Origin of the sequence: Flagellimonas rhodophyticola (assembly GCF_049332665.1) — a bacterium.
Taxonomy (GTDB): domain Bacteria; phylum Bacteroidota; class Bacteroidia; order Flavobacteriales; family Flavobacteriaceae; genus Flagellimonas.
On record NZ_CP186326.1, the window covers coordinates 2,813,659 to 2,830,075 of the forward strand.

The following is a 16,417-nucleotide window of genomic DNA, read 5'->3' on the forward strand; positions in this document are numbered from 1 at the left end:
TTTTAGATAATTCTATTCAAAAAAGAAAAAAATTATTTTCTGGCACTTTGAAGGTCCCATCTTAGGACTATCTCATGGAAAGCTGATATTTTTCCAAACCTGAAATGAGCCATCGCTCGTAGGTTTCGATATCAACATACTGCACAGCGTCGTTCAAAATCTCAAGGTTTGGAGAAAGTAGCACATAATACGGTTGTGAAGCTGCATTAAAATTTATGGTCTGGAACGTACCCCATTTTTGTCCGATAGTCTCAATGGTTTTTATACGGCCGGAGGCGTACTGGAAGTCGAACCTTTGATTTTCAGGGAGTTCTTTTCTATCATCCACATACAGCGAAATCAATACATATTCATCGCGAATTAAAGGATAAACCTTTGAATCACTCCATACATTTTCCTCCATCCTACGGCAGTTTTGACATGCCCATCCAGTAAAATCCAAAAGAATAGGTTTATTAACCTCTTGGGCATATGCAACACCTTCATCAAAATCCTTGAAACAATCCAAACCTAACGGACAGTCACTCTCAGTTTCAGCTATGCTGTAAAAATCTGGTGGTGGAAATCCGCTCAACAATTTGAGACTAGTAATATTGAGTACACCCAAAATAAGGTATGTTGAAAATGCAATGGTTAATACGCCGACAAATTTTCGTCCATTCGACAATTTTTGCTTTGGGCCATCGTGTGGGAACCTAAATAATCCGAATAGATACAATGCCGTCAAAACAAAAAGTACAATCCAAATTCCCAAAAAGATTTCCCTTTTGAATATTCCCCAGTTACCCACTAAATCTGCATTGGAAAGAAACTTAAAAGCCAAGGCCAGCTCTAAAAAGCCAAGAACAACTTTGACTGTGGTCATCCATCCTCCAGATTTAGGCAATGAGTTTAGCCAAGTTGGAAACAACGCAAATAGTGCAAAAGGCAAGGCTAATGCGAGCCCAAAACCAACCATTCCTGCTGAAAGGTTTATAGCAACATCACCTTCGGCCAGGGTGGTACTTCCCAATAATCCTCCTAAAATTGGTCCTGTACAGGAAAATGACACAATTGCCAAGGTCAGCGCCATAAAGAATATGCCCAAACCGCCGCCAACTTTGGTTGAGGCTTCGTCCATTTTATTGGCCCAAGAACTTGGTAAAGTGAGTTCATAATATCCAAAAAAGGAAAAGGCGAAAAACACAAAAATCAGAAAAAAGAATATGTTCAACCAGATGTTGGTGGCTATGGTATTTAAAATTTGTGAATCTACTGAATCGAACAAATGAAAAGGAAGACTCAACAGAAAATAAATCAATACAATAAAGAATCCATACAAGATGGCATTGACTACTCCCTTAGATCTATTCTGTGATTGTTTGGTAAAAAAAGATACGGTCAACGGAATCATTGGGAACACGCAGGGCGTTAATAGTGCAATGAGTCCGCCTAGAAATCCTAGCCCAAAAATCATCCATAGTCCAGATTTTCCATTGGTCTCTTTCAGTCCTCCTTGATTGAGTAACTCCTTATTTTTTAAGTCGATTTTTAACGATTGTCCTAAAGCTATGCTATTGGAGTCAAGCTCTTTTGCGGTTTCCACAAAGGCGCTTCCATCCAACGAAATCTGGAAAAATTCGTCCATTGGAATACAAACTTCCTTGCATATTTGATAGAACAGGTTTACGGTTATCTGCTTAACACTTGGATTGAGTAGTTTAATTTTTTGGACAAAAACAGCTTCGTGTTTAAAGAAGGTTTCTTCTACCTCAAAAATATCGCTGTACTCTTTAATGGTTTCACTCTCTGTTGTTTTACCAAGTAGCTCGTAATCCTCCCCTGCCTTCTCAAAAGTAAACTCACTAGGTAAGGACCCACCTTCCGCCGTATACTGGGAATATACATGCCATCCGTCTTGAATTTTCCCCTTGAAGACCAATTCATACTCGGATTCAGAAAGTTTCTGAACTTCATGGCTCCAAATTGCTGGATTTTCTTCGGATTGACCCAATAGCGGAACAATGGACAAAAAGAAACCAAATAAAAAAGACAAAGACCTCATACTGAAAGTGTAACTTTTAAAATATTCTCGGTAGTGTCATCTACCTTAAATCGATTATCAGACCTCATACCCACTACCCAAACAATTTCATTGTTGGAACATAACAACCATTGTTTTTCTTTGGAAAACAAGTTTATCTTTTCGTCCTTAAAGTACTTGGACAGCTTCTTTTTCCCTAGCATTCCATAAGGGTAAAAATAGTCGCCTTTTTCCCATCTTCTTAACATTAACGGATAGTTTAACTTTTCCTTATCGAAAAAAACAACATTTTTAGGACTTTTCTGGACAGCTTCAGCTTTTTCAAGTTTTAGGCTAATTGGATTTTGTATTACCTCAATACCCTCTTCAATTATAAAGAAATCTTGTTTTTCGTTTTCCGTTTCGGAAAGTATTAAATAATCTCTGTCTTTTAGGAGTTTATGGGTTTTTGATACGACTTCTTTGCCACTCATAGAAGTTAAAAGGTCTTGTATACCACTCCAATCCGTAAAGCCGTAGGATTGGAAAAGTTTGTATAGGTAGGCTTCTATAGGCTGAAGTTTTAGTAGCTTATCAAGCTTAATCTTTACAAGGTCCCCTTTTATTTCAAACAAATCGGTTCTTACCTGGTTGATATAATTCTCAACCAGGGTGCTGGTTTGATTCAGAAAGTTTTCAGTCTGATTGAAATTATCCAAGAAGGAAGGGTGCATCTCTTTTAATCTAGGTACAATTTCATGTCTGACCTTATTGCGCAAATATTTGCTGTCCTGATTGCTGCTGTCCTCCCTCCATGCAAGTTCCTCAGCCTTTGCATAAGCTAAAATTTGGACTCTAGAGAAAGCAAGAAGAGGCCTAATGACCCTTTTGTTTTGCTCTGGGATTCCAGTTAAGCCATCAATTCCGGTACCTCTAGATAGATTAATTAAAAAAGTTTCGAGTTTATCATCTAAATGATGGGCTGTTAATATAAAATCGAAACCCTCAGAAGCTTTCAATTCTTCAAACCATTGGTATCGAAGTGCTCTAGCTGCCATTTGCACGGACCCTCCATTTTTTAGAATATAGTTTTTGGTATCGAAAGACTTAGTGATGGTTGGAATTTTTAATTCTGAACCTAGTTTTTTCACAAAAGTTTCATCTCCATCACTCTCGGACCCTCTTAGATTGAAATTACAATGCGCTAAAGTGACATTTAGTGCTGACCTTACACATAAATGCGCAAGCACAATGCTGTCCACTCCTCCGCTGCATGCCAACAATAGCTTTCCTTTTTTGAGGAAGGAATGTTTTTTTTCGATATGGTTGTTGAACTCTGTCAGCATTTTGCAAAAGTAACAATTAAGCTTAGGTACCTTCTAAAACACTTCGCATGGCCTTGGCCTTGAGCAAGCATTCCTGATATTCATTTTCCGGTACTGACCTTGAAGTAATCGCACTGCCTACCGAAAAAGACACATATTTATGACTGTCATTGTATAATATGCTTCTTATGACAACATTAAAGTCAAAATTGCCAGCTGGGTCAAAATAACCAACCGTACCACTATATAATCCACGTTTGGTTTCTTCCAATTCCTCAATAATCTTCATTGCCGAAATTTTAGGCGCTCCGGTCATACTTCCCATCGGGAAGGTTTCTTTTATCAATTCCAATGGCTTTTTGGAACCGGACACCTTAGCTTTCACCGTTGATATCATTTGATGCACCTGGTTAAAGGAGTAGACCTTGCATAATTCATCAACCTCTACACTACCCTTCAATGCACTCTTGGAAAGGTCGTTACGTACAAGATCGGTAATCATGATGTTCTCCGCCCTTTCCTTTTCATCCTGTCCCAATTGTTGTTTAAGTTTTTCATCCTGCAAGGTGTTTTCTCCGCGGGCAGCAGTTCCTTTAATGGGTTGAGAGATTATAGTCGGTCCCTGTTTTTTTAAATATCGTTCTGGAGAAGCACATAATAAGAATTTATCATCTATTCTTAAATAGGAGGCAAATGGAGGTTTTGAGATTCTGTTGAGATTCTTATAGGTCTCCAAAGGGTCAATAGTCGTGTTCTGCGCATAAAACTCTTGACAGAAATTGGCTTCATAAATGTCTCCCCGGTGAATGTGTGCAAGGAAGTTATGGGCTTTTTCAAAGTATGCATCCTTGTGTATTCGCATTTTAATACGGATGGATTGCGGTTCGCCAAATCTCGGATTTGTTGTATCGGACAAAGCAGCAATTTTTCCAAAGTCCTTTTCAATTTCCGCTTCAAATTCCTTTAAATACAAAAAGTCAATTTTTCCCTCCCTGATCAAAATTATTTTATCAGGTTGAAAGAAGAAAAGTTCAGGGAAATTGAGTCCATCAAAATTGTTGGATTCCAATTCCTCTATTTCATTTTTTAGATCGTATGAAAAGTATCCGAACAGCCAATCCTTCTCTTTATCGATGAAATTTTGCACATCATCGGTACTTTTGAGTGTTTTTTTAGACTTATCGGTCTGTTCAGAAATAGCCAAAATACAATCATAGGAACTGTATTTATCTTGATGGTCATTACTATCCATCCAAGCAATAATACTATTACTTTTTGACCATTCCAACAAAGCCTCTTTCCATTTAGAAAGTGATGAAATCTGGAAAGAACGATGCCTGCGCAATGTCTATTATTTTAAGGATTGAAAAAGCAATTGCAATGCTTCTTGATACTGGCTTTCTAAGGCAGAATCAACAATCCCTTTTTCAGTGTCAAAATTTTGATGGAACGATGGGAGTGAAAATGTGGCTATGATTTCCGCTCCAAACCTTGGCAACATATTTTCTACAACGCCAAGCGCTCCTATCCCCCCTCTTTTACCAGGCGAACAGGACATCAATAACACTTTGGTTTCCTCAAGAAAACTGCGGTCCAAGCGAGATAACCAATCCAAAACATTTTTAAAATATGCTGATGGATTACTGTTGTGCTCATTCACTGACAGAATCACTGCTTCGGCTCTTTTAATATCATCTCTTAGCTCCACTAATGAATTTGAGTATCCATTTTGCTTTTCCTCATCCTCACTATACATTGGAAAAGGGTATTTAGACATGTCAATCAACTGTATTTCATGCTCTTGCATAAAAGATGTGGTATGTCTTACTAGTTGGTAATTGATGGATTTTGAAGAATTACTTCCTGCCAATGCCAAAATTGCAGCCATAAGGGAAAAACTTTGATTGTTTCGCTAAAATACCTTAATTGGGCATTACATGCGAGTATTTTGGCTAATTTTGCCCCACAGAACATCCAAACTTACGGTCAAACAAGTATATAGGATATTCATTTTTGTTAAAGATGAGTTCAAATACCACCAGATTGTTCTTTATTGATGCCATGAGGGCATGGGCCATTTTAATGATGCTCCAAGGTCACTTTATAGATGGGCTGCTGGATCCGGTTTTCCGAGATACGGATAATAACGTATTCAATGTCTGGCTTTACTTTAGGGGAATTACTGCCCCTGTTTTCTTTACGGTCTCTGGGTTTATCTTTACCTATCTGTTAATACGAGGGCCTCAAAAGGGATTGGAAAATCCAAGAGTTAAAAAAGGTGTTCGGCGTGGACTGCAGCTTCTGCTGATTGGGTATCTGCTTCGCATGAACGTTTTCGGTTTATTTAGCGGTGACATTTATGACTCCTTCTATTTGGTGGATGTGTTGCACTGTATTGGACTTTCCATTTTGGTTGTGATTGGGGTTTACCTCTTTGCTTCAAAAAGAAAAAGTTACGTCTTTCCCACCATACTATTGGGGATTACCTTGTTGTTATTCTTGTTTGAACCGATTTATAAGCAGTGGTCTTTTGCATTATTGCCTGATGCTCTGGCCAATTATTTTACCAAAGCGAACGGATCTGTCTTCACTATAATTCCTTGGCTGGGATATGCTACCATCGGTGGTTTTATCTCGATTCTATTCACAAGATTTAAAGACTATCGGTATTTGTACCCTGTAGCAATTTCAACTGCAGCGGTGATAGGGTTTATCTTGATTTATTTTTCCTCCTTGGGTTTTATAAATCTTTATAGACTTAGCGGTGTGGAATTGTTTAAAATGATAGAAAACAATAATTATCTTTTTATCCGCTTGGGAGATGTATTTATGGCCTTTGCCATTTTTATGTTATTTCGTCAGTTCATGACCAATAAAACTGTTTTGAAAATCGGTGCAAGCACGTTATCTATTTACGTTATTCACTTTATTATTCTCTATGGAAGTTTTACCGGTTTGGGATTATATCGCTTTTTCAACCATTCACTTGGACCTGCAGTTGTAATCCTTGGAGCTATTGCATTTATGTTCTCCTGTACTTTCTTGGCGTTAAGCTACAATAAACGTGAAACTGAAATTAAAGCACATGGTATCCAGATGCTTGGATTCATTAAAAATCAAACTCTGGAGTTAAAAAGAATATCCTCTCCTATTTTAAGAGAACTCTCCGTAAAAGCTAAGGTTCTGCTTCGCAAGTTTCTTAGAACAGTACGAAGTTAAACCTCTTTCCATCAAAAATATTAGATATGTATGGGTCTGTCTTCAGTGGCGGCCAATGCAGCCTCTTTGACAGCCTCTGCATAAGTTGGATGCGCATGACTCATACGGGCTATGTCTTCAGCAGATGCTCTAAACTCCATTGCAGTTACACCTTCCGTGATTAAGTCAGCACAACGCGCTCCTATCATATGTACTCCAAGTACTTCATCTGTAGTTTGGTCCGCAAGTATTTTTACAAAGCCATCAATGTCCATACTTGCTCTTGCTCTTCCTAATGCGCGCATTGGAAATTGACCTACTTTATAGGCAACTCCCTCTTCTTTGAGTTGTTCTTCTGTTTTTCCAACAGCTGCTACCTCTGGCCAGGTGTAAACCACTCCGGGGATTAGGTTATAGTTGATATGTGGTTTTTGTCCGGCAAGTAATTCAGCAACCATAGTACCTTCTTCTTCGGCTTTATGGGCTAACATTGCTCCTTTTACAACATCACCGATAGCATAGATATTGGAAACATTGGTCTGCAAGTGTTCGTTTACCTCTACCCTACCTCTATCATCTATTTGTACGCCGGCCGCTTCCACATTTAATCCATCAGTGTAAGGTCTTCTTCCAACAGAAACCAAACAATAATCGCCCTTAAAAACAACTTCTTGTCCTTTCTTATCATCCGCTTTAACAACAACTTCATCACCTACACGCTCCACAGATTTCACTTTATGGGATAAGTTGAATTTTATCTTTTGCTTCTTCAAAGATCGCATCAACTCCTTAGAAAGTCCGCCATCCATGCCAGGTATAATTCGGTCCATAAACTCGACCACAGTGACCTCGGCGCCAATACGCTTATATACTTGACCAAGTTCCAAACCAATAACTCCTCCACCAATTACGATCATGTGTTTGGGTACCTCTTTAAGTTTCAACGCTTCGGTTGAGGTTATGATTCGTTCTTTGTCAATTTTGATAAAAGGCAACGTAGATGGTTTTGACCCAGTTGCTATAATAGAGTGTTTGGCCCCTATGGTTTCGGTTTTCCCTTTTTCATTTGTGATATTGACATGAGTAGCATCCTTAAAACTACCTACCCCTTGATAAACGTCAATTTTATTTTTATCCATCAAAAACTGGATTCCTTTGGTTGTCTGATCAACTACGCCCTGCTTCCTATTGATCATTTGTTCCAAATTCACCTTCACCTCTCCGGGAATATCAATTCCATGCTCTTCAAAATGCTTAACCGCATCTTCATAATGATGGGAAGAATCCAACAACGCTTTGGAAGGAATACAACCAACATTCAAACAAGTGCCCCCTAAGGTGCCGTATTTTTCAATTATTGCAGTTTTCATTCCTAACTGTGCGCAACGAATTGCCGCTACATATCCTCCAGGTCCAGAGCCGATGACGGCTACATCATATTGATTCATATTTGAATTTTAGAGCTATTATTTTGTTCGATAATTAGAACAAAAATAACAATGTTTATGCTAACAAGGACTTCTTCTTTGGCGTTTTGAATTTCTTTTTGACCTAAGTGGTTATAATTCTATCTTAAAGTTGAATTCCATAATAGGGAACATCTGGAATTTCTGACTACATTTGAGTGATGCGCATATTAAAACTGGACAAAGAATTGGAGGTTTTTATCGCCGGACTTGGGGCCGCCCAAAGTCTGTTAATGTCCATTTATAGCTTTACTGAAAGAAAAAAGGATTTTAAAAATATACTGTTAGCGCTTTTCTTTCTGGCCATTACCGTTCGGTTGGTCAAGTCTATACTTTGGGTTTACCTAGACAGTTCCCCAATGTGGTTGATTAACTTAGGTTTTATAGCGCATAGTATTTCGGGACCTGCACTTTTTTTGTACCTATTACATTTTTTCTTTTCTAAGAAATGGTCCAATTGGAACCTGATTCATTTCCTTCCAAGTCTTATCCTCTTTATTTATGTTGGAATGCTTACGCTCGATAATTTTTGGTACAGCGGAGGCTATTCTGCATTGATTTTTCATCAAATTGGATATAGTGTGGCCGGATTGTCGCTTTTAGTCATCCATTTTCTCTCCAAAAGAAAGAAAACATCCATTGGGAAAGCCTCTATTGTTTGGGTTCTTGCCTTGGTTTTGGGCACAGCGCTTTTGCAATTTTTATATTTTTCCAATTATATTTTGGGGCTTACCCCATATTTACTTGGGCCCATCAGCTATCTTCCGTTTGTTTATTTTCTAGCGTTTTTACTTTTCAAAAACCCATCGCTTTTGAAATCTTCGGCGTCAAAGAAAAATCAGAACATTCGTGTTTCGGATTATCAGCTAGAAGTACATGCCCGACAGATGAAAGATTTGATGGAACTCGAAAAATTGTATTTAGACCCAAACTGTACCCTAAACAAAGTTGCCAAAGAATTGAATCAACCTTCTTATCTTATTTCACATGTTGTAAATAATACAATCGGCAAAAGCTTTCCTGAATTTTTAAATGGACTCCGCATTGAAGAGGTAAAAAGAAGATTGCAAGAACCAGAAAATCAAAATGTAAAGATTGCAAGCATCGCTTATGATTGCGGATTTAATTCGCTTTCTTCCTTTAATATCGCCTTTAAAAAGGTGACCGGCACCACTCCCACCAAGTTCATGCAAAACAACATTTCCCATTAGCCATTTATAAATTCGTCAGACCAATTCATTAATACAAAAGACCAAGAAGATTTGAATGCCCATTTTCGTTTTGAAATAATGGTGTCATCTGTCTATGAAAAATCTTTTTGAATTTCTTAAACTTTCCAAATTCCGACAGTCTGAAAATCGACAAATGAAGTTGGTGGGATGCTCTTTCTTTTATTTTTTCTGTTTGTTGTGTTCCTATTTTATTCTTAGACCGCTACGCGATGAAATGGGCATCGTAAACGGGGCAGTAAACATGCAGTGGCTGTTTACGGGGACCTTTGTGGCGATGCTTTTTATTGTACCAGTTTTTGGGTGGTTGATGGCCAAAACGTCCATAAAAAGGGTCTTAATCTTTTCCTACGCCTTTTTTATAGCTAATATCCTTTTGTTTTATTTCCTATTTGAAAACGTTGGAATTACCAAACCAGTAGCCATCGCATTTTTTATTTGGTTGAGTGTTTTCAACCTCTTTGTGGTCTCATTGTTTTGGAGTTTTATGGCTGATGTATTCACTGGGAAAACTTCCAAACGGTTTTTTGGCATCATTGCCTCTGGTGGAAGTTTGGGAGCGCTGACCGGACCACTTATCGCAAACTACCTAGCCCAGCAATTCGCTGTTAATGTATTATTGTTAGCAGCAGTTTCGTTTCTATTTCTGGCGCTGTGCTGTATCTATATCATCCTAAGTCTATCTGATAAAAAATACACCTACAATACCGAGATAAATCGAAGTATTAGCACAAAGCAGCTTTTTAAAGGAATACAAAACATAGCAAAATCAAGATACCTTCAATCCATTGTGATCTTCATTTTATTGTACACTACCATTTCAACAATCCTCTATTTTGAGCAGGCCCATGTTGTTGAAAATACCTTAGTACAGCAAAACCAGCGATTGGCATATTTTTCTAAGATTGATTTTTCCGTAAACGCTATTGCAATCATAGGGCAACTGCTGTTGACCGGAAAAATCATCCAAAAATTTGGGTTAGCAAAAGTATTGGCGTCCGTGCCTTTCTTAATGGGATTGGGTCTTTTTTTTCTGGGCACCAATTCCTCACTTTGGGTTATCGCTGTGCTTATGGTCGTACATCGGGCTGGTAATTTTATGTTGCTTCGTCCTTCAAGGGAAATTTTGTACACAGTTACCTCTTTAGAGGAAAAATACAAGTCAAAAAATTTTATTGATACCGCTATCTATCGTGGCGGAGATGCTTTGGTTGGATGGTTATTCGCGGGACTTGTGGCCATCGGATGGGGTCTTGGGGCTATCGCCTTCCTGGCCATACCACTTTCTTTTATTTGGAGTTTTGTTGGATACAGTCTCGGAAAGCAACAATATAGAAAAGAGAATGCATTAACTTTAAACAACACTATTTATGAAAACAGCATTAAATCGTAGGGAGGTATTAAAGCTATCCGTATTGGGAGGTCTTGGGCTATCGTTCAATCCTCTTTCAAATGTATTGAATCCATTGGATAAAATTGGGACAAGAGTTATTCCATCATCAGGGGAAACATTACCCATGGTTGGGGTCGGAACTTGGCAAACTTTCGACGTTGGAAGCTCGACAGAAAAACGCAAAGTTTTAAGTGAAGTACTTTCCCAGATGTATGTTTATGGAGGAAGAGTTATTGATTCGTCCCCCATGTACGCCTCTTCCGAAAGTGTTGTTGGTGATTTAACGGCAAACCTTGGTTTTCAAAATGAGCTGTTTTACGCAACAAAGGTTTGGACTTCAGGTCAACAGGCAGGTATCCGACAGATGGATGCTTCCATGAGAAAAATGAAACGAAAGCAAATGGATTTAATCCAAATACACAACTTGGTTGACTGGAAAATCCATGTGAAAACTCTGAAAAAATGGAAGGACGAGGGTAAAATCAGGTATTGGGGTATTACCCATTATGTGGATTCTTCCCATAGTTCTTTAGAAAAAATAATTGTATCGGAGCGTCCCGATTTTGTGCAGTTCAACTATTCAATACGGTCTAGACATGCCGAGAACTCCCTCTTTAAAACGGTGGAAAAATATGGCGTTGCTACATTGATCAACCAACCTTACGAAAGCGGGTCACTATTTAGAATTGTAAAAGGAAAGTCAATTCCCGAATGGGCAAAAGAATTTGACATACATAGTTGGGGACAATACTTTCTGAAGTTTATTCTTTCCAACAAAAATGTGACTTGTGTAATTCCCGGCACATCAAAGCCGCATCATATGATAGACAATATGAAAGCTGGATTAGGCAGGATGCCAGATGAACGATTAAGAAATAAAATGGCTTCGCACCTCAAGTCCCTTTAGAACGCTACACAGGTGCTAACGGAAATTTATTAGCTCCGTAATACCCCAACCAAAGACCAGCCAAAAGGGATACATGTAATCCAGATTCAAACCAAAACGGTCCACTCCATTGACCACAGAGTACAGCAAACGACATTTTGGCTACAATAAACAGCGAGATTGCGAAATGCGGCCAGCAATTATCCCTTACCACAATAAGCGATGCTAAAAAACCGGCCACAATAGCCGATAGAAAGGTGGCCAAGCCGCCGAAAGCCAATTCTATATTGGAAGAGGTACAAAAACTAAGTTCATCCAATAAAATCTCTTGTGATATCGTGGTATACAGCAAAAGGGACAATCCCCCGATGATGGTCGCTGATACCGTCAGCAAAATTCGCGTACGGGAACTCATTGATTAAAGACGTTTTTTGATTGTTGTTCGTTTTTTGGTAACGAGAAATTACCAAGATTCATTCAAAGCAAACCTCTTTTTAACATGGATTTACGTTAAACTTTGCTAAATGTGAACGATGGGACTATTCTTTACTTCTTTAATCGTAAACGAACTCTGACTACTCCCAATATTGCTTATGGCCGTTAATTTGGTTACCATAAATTCGCGATACTCTTCCATATCCCGAACATTCACTTTTAGAATGTAATCGTAATCCCCACTTACATGAAAGCACTCAGACACCTCATCCAGTTTTAAAACTTCACGTTCAAATCGAAGTACATTTTCCTTGATATGCTGCACCAATCTAATATGACAAAGCACGGTAAAATTACGTTCAACTTTCTTTTTGTCAATCAGGGCAATATAATTGGTGACCACTCCGGTTCTTTCCAAACGTCTAATACGCTCATATACCGCAGTTTTGGATAAATCAAGACTGTCGGCATATTGCTTGGTGGTTTTCTTACAATCCTCTTGAAGCAATTTTATGAGCTTTCTATCAATTTGATCTAGTTCCATACCGATGGATTTTCAGTTTTATAGAGAAAATATTATTAAATATAGAATAATTATCTATATTTTTACTTATTTTAGAATAATGTTCTATGTAATAACATTAATATTGACTTTAAGTCCATAATTATCGAATTTTATCGAAAACTAAAACCAATGGACTACAAAGCATCAGAACAGATTCAAGGCCTTCAATATTTTGGCGAATTTGGAGGAGTAAACCCTTCTATATCAGATTCTTCTACCTATACTTTTCTTTCAGCAAAGACGATGTTCGATACCTTCGAGGGTAATACCGAGGGATGCTATTTATACAGCAGACATTCATCACCTTCAAACCTATACTTAGGAGAAGCTATGGCCCAATTAGAAGGCACCGAGGCAGCTAATGTATATGCTAGTGGCATGGGTGCTATAAGTGCTGTTATTTTTCAATTGTGTGACGTTGATGAACACATCGTATGCAGCAGAACCATTTACGGAGGCACATATGCTTTTCTAAAGAACTTTGTGAAGAAATTCAATGTTTCCACCTCGTTTGTCGACATTACCAATCTCGAAGTGGCTGAGCAGTCCATCACACCTAAAACCAAGATGATTTATTGCGAAGCCATAAGCAATCCCCTTCTTGAGGTCGCCCATATCCAATCACTTTCTAAATTGGCCAAAAAATATGGTATTCCGCTTGTAGTTGACAATACTTTTTCTCCTTTAAGTATAAACGCTTCAAAACTAGGCGCTGATATTGTGGTTCATAGTCTAACGAAATTTATCAATGGAAGCAGTGATTGCGTAGCTGGTGCAGTTTGTGCCTCTTCAGAGTTTTGCCTCAGCCTGAAAGATGTCAACGACGGTGCAGGAATGCTATTGGGAAGCACTTTGGACAGCCTGAGGGCCGCTTCCATATTGAAAAACATGCGTACGCTACATATCAGAATAAAAAAACACAGTGAGAATGCACATTTCTTGGCAAATCAATTTGAAAAGGATGGATTAAAAGTGGTTTATCCAGGTTTAAAAAGTCATCCTGGACATGAGGTAATGAAATCCCAAATGAACTCGGAATACGGTTTTGGTGGATTGATGACCTTGGATGTTGGCTCGTTGGATAAGGCCAATGCACTAATGGAATTAATGCAAAAAGAGAAACTGGGATATTTGGCCGTTAGTCTAGGATTCTACAAAACCTTATTTAGCGCACCTGGAACTTCCACCTCTTCCGAAATTCCTTTAGAAGAACAGGAAGAATTGGGGCTATCACAAGGACTTATCCGTTTTTCTATTGGTTTGGACAACGATATTAACGCAACGTATTTGGCAATGCGTTCCTGTATGGAGCAACTGGGAATCTTGGAAAACAATGCCGTTATGGCATAAGGACCTTCAATTCTAGGTTTGGAGAACAAGTCTCAAAGTTGTAATATTACCTGTAAACAAAACCAGATTCCATGCCAAAAAAAGAGGAAAAGCCCAAGTACAGACAAGATGAGAATATCGTAGAAAATAAAGAGTTAAGTATTTGGGAAGCCCTGATTCCGGTTTTTGCCTTGGTGGGAATGCTCGCCTACAATGTTTATGTTTTTGGAGATGATGCCTTAAGTGGTTCCAACCAGTTTATTCTATTGCTTGGTGGAGCAGTGGCGGCTATTGTAGGTTTCTTCAATAAGGTTTCCTACAAACAAATGATTTCTGAGGTAGCTGAAAATGTCCGTTCAACCACTGGAGCATTATTGATTCTTTTGATGGTAGGAGCCCTAGCAGGTACTTGGTTAATAAGTGGAATTATTCCGGCGATGATTTATTATGGGCTTCAAATATTGAACCCAACCATATTTTTGCCCGCCTGTGTAATTATTTGTGCTATTATTTCTATCGCTACAGGGAGTAGTTGGACCACAGCGGCTACCGTTGGAATTGCCTTGATTGGAATTGGAGAGGCCCTGGGTGTTTCTTTAGGAATGACAGCGGGAGCGGTTCTTTCCGGAGCCTATTTTGGAGATAAGATGTCCCCGCTAAGTGATACAACAAATCTGGCGCCGGCCATGGCGGGTGGTGAACTATTTGCACACATCAAATACATGGCATTTACCACTATCCCTACCATTACGGTGACCCTTATTGTTTTTATCATTCTTGGGTTCACCATAGATACCTCTGGAGTAGCAGATACTGAATCGATTCTTGAAAACATCAGTAACGCTTTCAATATTAATGGATGGTTATTTATAGTTCCTTTAATGGTAATTTTTATGATTATAAAAAAGGCCCCTCCCCTTTTAGCGTTGTTAATAGGAACACTTTTAGGTGGCGTTTTCGCATTAATCTTTCAACCTGACATTGTAACCACTTTGGGCGGCGGGTCTACTTTGGATTTTGAATCGGGATATAAGGGAATTTTAAACGCGATTACGGTGGACTCTGCAATTGCCACTCCTGACCCTGCATTGAACGATTTATTCTCTTCTGGTGGAATGGCTGGAATGCTAGGTACCATTTGGCTGATTGTTTGTGCCATGGTTTTTGGAGGTATTATGGATGGTATTGGAGCTTTGGAACGGATTACCGAATCCTTGTTAAAAATGGCCAAAACTACTTTTGGACTTTTTGCAAGTACAGTAGGAAGCTGTTTAGCATTAAATGTAACTGCATCCGACCAATATTTGGCTTTAGTGGTTCCTGGTAAAATGTTTTCAAAGGCATACCAAGATAGAGGATTAGCCCCTGAGAATTTGAGTCGTACTTTGGAAGATTCCGGTACGGTCACCTCAGTCCTTGTTCCGTGGAACACCTGTGGCGCATACCATAGTGGGGTGTTGGGCGTGAGTGTGGCGGAATACTTTGTATATGCCATTTTCAATTGGCTAAGTCCCTTTATGACTTTGCTTTTTGCTGCCTTTAGAATAAAAATCAAACAACTGGCTTCGCCGAGCGCAGCTTAAGGTTTCACTTAAATTCTGGTTAAATATTTCGCAGAATGCATTTCATTCAGCTTTAATATTTTTACCTTCACACTTAATTTAATCAAGACAAAAATGGCATCAATAACTTTGGGTGGAAGCCCTGCAAATACTGTTGGCGAGTTACCTACTATCAATTCGTCAGCTCCTAGTTTCAATTTGACAAAATCTGACCTTTCACAAGTTTCATTGTCCGATTATGCGGGACATAAATTGGTTCTAAATATATTCCCAAGTGTTGATACTGGTACTTGTGCGCAATCTGTAAGACAGTTCAATGAGGAAGCAGCTGAATTAGGAGATACAAAGATTTTGTGCATTTCCAAAGACCTTCCTTTTGCTCAAAAAAGATTTTGCGGAGCAGAGGGCATTGAAAATGTAGAAATGTTGTCAGACTACAAAACGGGGACGTTCGGCCAGGAGTACGGAGTTACTTTTGCTGATAGCGCTTTTGCTACATTGCTTTCGAGATCTATTGTGGTTATTGACAAAGATGGAAATGTGGTATATACAGAACAAGTTGCTGAAACTGGTGATGAACCCAATTATAAAGCTGCTTTGGAAGCGTTGATGGATGCCTAAGGAATCTTTTCTAAAAAATAGAATTCGGAGTGTCGGTTACGCCATCATAGGCATGATTCTTTTACTAAGGACCGAAGCCAGCATCAAAATTCAATTTGTAATTGCGATACTGATGACTGGAGCAGGGTTTTATTTTGAAATTTCCAAAACAGAATGGATTGTACAACTTATGGCCATTGGCATGGTAATGGGCATTGAAGGACTCAATACCGCTGTCGAAAAAATTGCAGATTACGTACAACCCGAAAACGACCCAAAAATTGGTTTTATCAAAGACGTTTCGGCTGGTGCAGTAATGATTGTATCTTTAATCGCTAGCATAATTGGACTTATTATTTACATCCCAAAATTCGCATAAGTAACATCCATAGATGTTCCAAGCATCGTAAATTTGTAAATTAGCCCC

The 16,417-nt window shown here is 38.8% G+C and carries 15 protein-coding genes; 8 read left to right on the forward strand and 7 right to left on the reverse strand.

Going from position 1 to position 16,417, the window contains the following annotated elements; translation table 11 throughout:
* Positions 1-67: 67 nt before the first annotated feature.
* From ACOKFG_RS12565 to ACOKFG_RS12580, 4 genes are read right to left on the reverse strand one after another with little or no spacing between them, the layout of a single operon-like run.
* Positions 68-2,044: a thioredoxin family protein gene (locus ACOKFG_RS12565; protein ID WP_298790055.1), complete on the reverse strand. Its 1,977-nt coding sequence runs from the start codon at positions 2,042-2,044 to the stop codon at positions 68-70.
* Entirely contained in the window at positions 2,041-3,348 is a 1,308-nt protein-coding gene (gene tilS, locus ACOKFG_RS12570; protein WP_298790057.1) for a tRNA lysidine(34) synthetase TilS, read from the reverse strand. Before tilS ends, ACOKFG_RS12565 begins: the two co-directional genes overlap by 4 nt.
* A 22-nt stretch (positions 3,349-3,370) precedes the next feature.
* On the reverse strand, positions 3,371-4,672 hold the full coding sequence (locus ACOKFG_RS12575) for a chorismate-binding protein (RefSeq protein WP_298790059.1): 1,302 nt from the start codon (positions 4,670-4,672) through the stop codon (positions 3,371-3,373).
* A gap of 6 nt (positions 4,673-4,678) precedes the next feature.
* Positions 4,679-5,215 carry an NAD(P)H-dependent oxidoreductase gene (locus ACOKFG_RS12580; protein WP_298790061.1) on the reverse strand — a complete coding sequence of 179 codons (537 nt, stop codon included), beginning with the start codon at positions 5,213-5,215 and terminating at the stop codon, positions 4,679-4,681.
* 134 nt (positions 5,216-5,349) lie between these two features.
* Between ACOKFG_RS12580 and ACOKFG_RS12585 the strand changes: the two genes are divergently transcribed.
* On the forward strand, positions 5,350-6,546 hold the full coding sequence (locus ACOKFG_RS12585; protein WP_298790063.1) for a heparan-alpha-glucosaminide N-acetyltransferase domain-containing protein: 1,197 nt from the start codon (positions 5,350-5,352) through the stop codon (positions 6,544-6,546).
* A 20-nt stretch (positions 6,547-6,566) separates the two neighbouring features.
* On the opposite strand, the gene lpdA is transcribed toward ACOKFG_RS12585, so the two are convergent.
* Positions 6,567-7,973 carry a dihydrolipoyl dehydrogenase gene (lpdA, locus tag ACOKFG_RS12590; RefSeq protein WP_299485600.1) on the reverse strand — a complete coding sequence of 469 codons (1,407 nt, stop codon included), beginning with the start codon at positions 7,971-7,973 and terminating at the stop codon, positions 6,567-6,569.
* 179 nt (positions 7,974-8,152) lie between these two features.
* Between lpdA and ACOKFG_RS12595 the strand changes: the two genes are divergently transcribed.
* The 3 genes from ACOKFG_RS12595 to ACOKFG_RS12605 all read left to right on the forward strand — a co-directional run bounded on the left by ACOKFG_RS12595 (position 8,153) and on the right by ACOKFG_RS12605 (position 11,520).
* Positions 8,153-9,202, forward strand: coding sequence for a helix-turn-helix domain-containing protein (locus ACOKFG_RS12595; protein ID WP_298790067.1), 1,050 nt, complete (start codon positions 8,153-8,155; stop codon positions 9,200-9,202).
* A 94-nt stretch (positions 9,203-9,296) separates the two neighbouring features.
* Positions 9,297-10,613 (forward strand): MFS transporter, encoded by a 1,317-nt coding sequence (locus ACOKFG_RS12600; RefSeq protein ID WP_299485602.1) that lies wholly within the window; start codon positions 9,297-9,299, stop codon positions 10,611-10,613.
* The gene (locus ACOKFG_RS12605; RefSeq protein WP_299485604.1) at positions 10,591-11,520 is read left to right on the forward strand and encodes an aldo/keto reductase; all 930 of its coding nucleotides are present in this window, start codon (positions 10,591-10,593) and stop codon (positions 11,518-11,520) included. Before ACOKFG_RS12600 ends, ACOKFG_RS12605 begins: the two co-directional genes overlap by 23 nt.
* 4 nt (positions 11,521-11,524) lie before the next feature.
* Here ACOKFG_RS12605 and ACOKFG_RS12610 read toward each other — a convergent pair whose 3' ends face one another.
* The gene (locus ACOKFG_RS12610) at positions 11,525-11,914 is read right to left on the reverse strand and encodes a hypothetical protein (protein WP_299173615.1); all 390 of its coding nucleotides are present in this window, start codon (positions 11,912-11,914) and stop codon (positions 11,525-11,527) included.
* Between the two features lie 105 nt (positions 11,915-12,019).
* A complete protein-coding gene (locus tag ACOKFG_RS12615) occupies positions 12,020-12,478 on the reverse strand; it encodes an Lrp/AsnC family transcriptional regulator (protein ID WP_299173617.1) in 459 nt (152 codons plus the stop codon).
* A 150-nt stretch (positions 12,479-12,628) separates the two neighbouring features.
* On the opposite strand from ACOKFG_RS12615, the gene ACOKFG_RS12620 reads away from it, so the two are divergent.
* The 4 genes from ACOKFG_RS12620 (at position 12,629) to ACOKFG_RS12635 (ending at position 16,369) form a co-directional block, all read left to right on the forward strand.
* Positions 12,629-13,849 carry an aminotransferase class I/II-fold pyridoxal phosphate-dependent enzyme gene (locus tag ACOKFG_RS12620; RefSeq protein ID WP_299485606.1) on the forward strand — a complete coding sequence of 407 codons (1,221 nt, stop codon included), beginning with the start codon at positions 12,629-12,631 and terminating at the stop codon, positions 13,847-13,849.
* 71 nt (positions 13,850-13,920) lie between these two features.
* Positions 13,921-15,411, forward strand: a complete 1,491-nt coding sequence (gene nhaC / locus ACOKFG_RS12625) for a Na+/H+ antiporter NhaC (protein ID WP_298790078.1) — start codon at positions 13,921-13,923, stop codon at positions 15,409-15,411.
* A 93-nt stretch (positions 15,412-15,504) separates the two neighbouring features.
* Positions 15,505-16,011: a thiol peroxidase gene (gene tpx / locus ACOKFG_RS12630; RefSeq protein ID WP_298790080.1), complete on the forward strand. Its 507-nt coding sequence runs from the start codon at positions 15,505-15,507 to the stop codon at positions 16,009-16,011.
* Positions 16,004-16,369 (forward strand): diacylglycerol kinase family protein, encoded by a 366-nt coding sequence (locus ACOKFG_RS12635; protein ID WP_298790081.1) that lies wholly within the window; start codon positions 16,004-16,006, stop codon positions 16,367-16,369. The genes tpx and ACOKFG_RS12635 overlap by 8 nt, the downstream gene beginning before the upstream one ends.
* The last annotated feature ends 48 nt before the right edge of the window (positions 16,370-16,417 follow it).

What these genes read in the sequence shown, in the direction of transcription:
- ACOKFG_RS12565 (WP_298790055.1), bottom strand. Translation starts at nt 2,044, where the DNA reads ATGAGGTCTTTGTCTTTTTTATTTGGTTTCTTTTTGTCCATTGTTCCG.
- tilS (WP_298790057.1), bottom strand. Translation starts at nt 3,348, where the DNA reads ATGCTGACAGAGTTCAACAACCATATCGAAAAAAAACATTCCTTCCTC.
- ACOKFG_RS12580 (WP_298790061.1), bottom strand. Translation starts at nt 5,215, where the DNA reads ATGGCTGCAATTTTGGCATTGGCAGGAAGTAATTCTTCAAAATCCATC.
- ACOKFG_RS12585 (WP_298790063.1), top strand. Translation starts at nt 5,350, where the DNA reads ATGAGTTCAAATACCACCAGATTGTTCTTTATTGATGCCATGAGGGCA.
- lpdA (WP_299485600.1), bottom strand. Translation starts at nt 7,973, where the DNA reads ATGAATCAATATGATGTAGCCGTCATCGGCTCTGGACCTGGAGGATAT.
- ACOKFG_RS12595 (WP_298790067.1), top strand. Translation starts at nt 8,153, where the DNA reads ATGCGCATATTAAAACTGGACAAAGAATTGGAGGTTTTTATCGCCGGA.
- ACOKFG_RS12600 (WP_299485602.1), top strand. Translation starts at nt 9,297, where the DNA reads ATGAAAAATCTTTTTGAATTTCTTAAACTTTCCAAATTCCGACAGTCT.
- ACOKFG_RS12605 (WP_299485604.1), top strand. Translation starts at nt 10,591, where the DNA reads ATGAAAACAGCATTAAATCGTAGGGAGGTATTAAAGCTATCCGTATTG.
- ACOKFG_RS12610 (WP_299173615.1), bottom strand. Translation starts at nt 11,914, where the DNA reads ATGAGTTCCCGTACGCGAATTTTGCTGACGGTATCAGCGACCATCATC.
- ACOKFG_RS12615 (WP_299173617.1), bottom strand. Translation starts at nt 12,478, where the DNA reads ATGGAACTAGATCAAATTGATAGAAAGCTCATAAAATTGCTTCAAGAG.
- ACOKFG_RS12620 (WP_299485606.1), top strand. Translation starts at nt 12,629, where the DNA reads ATGGACTACAAAGCATCAGAACAGATTCAAGGCCTTCAATATTTTGGC.
- nhaC (WP_298790078.1), top strand. Translation starts at nt 13,921, where the DNA reads ATGCCAAAAAAAGAGGAAAAGCCCAAGTACAGACAAGATGAGAATATC.
- tpx (WP_298790080.1), top strand. Translation starts at nt 15,505, where the DNA reads ATGGCATCAATAACTTTGGGTGGAAGCCCTGCAAATACTGTTGGCGAG.
- ACOKFG_RS12635 (WP_298790081.1), top strand. Translation starts at nt 16,004, where the DNA reads ATGCCTAAGGAATCTTTTCTAAAAAATAGAATTCGGAGTGTCGGTTAC.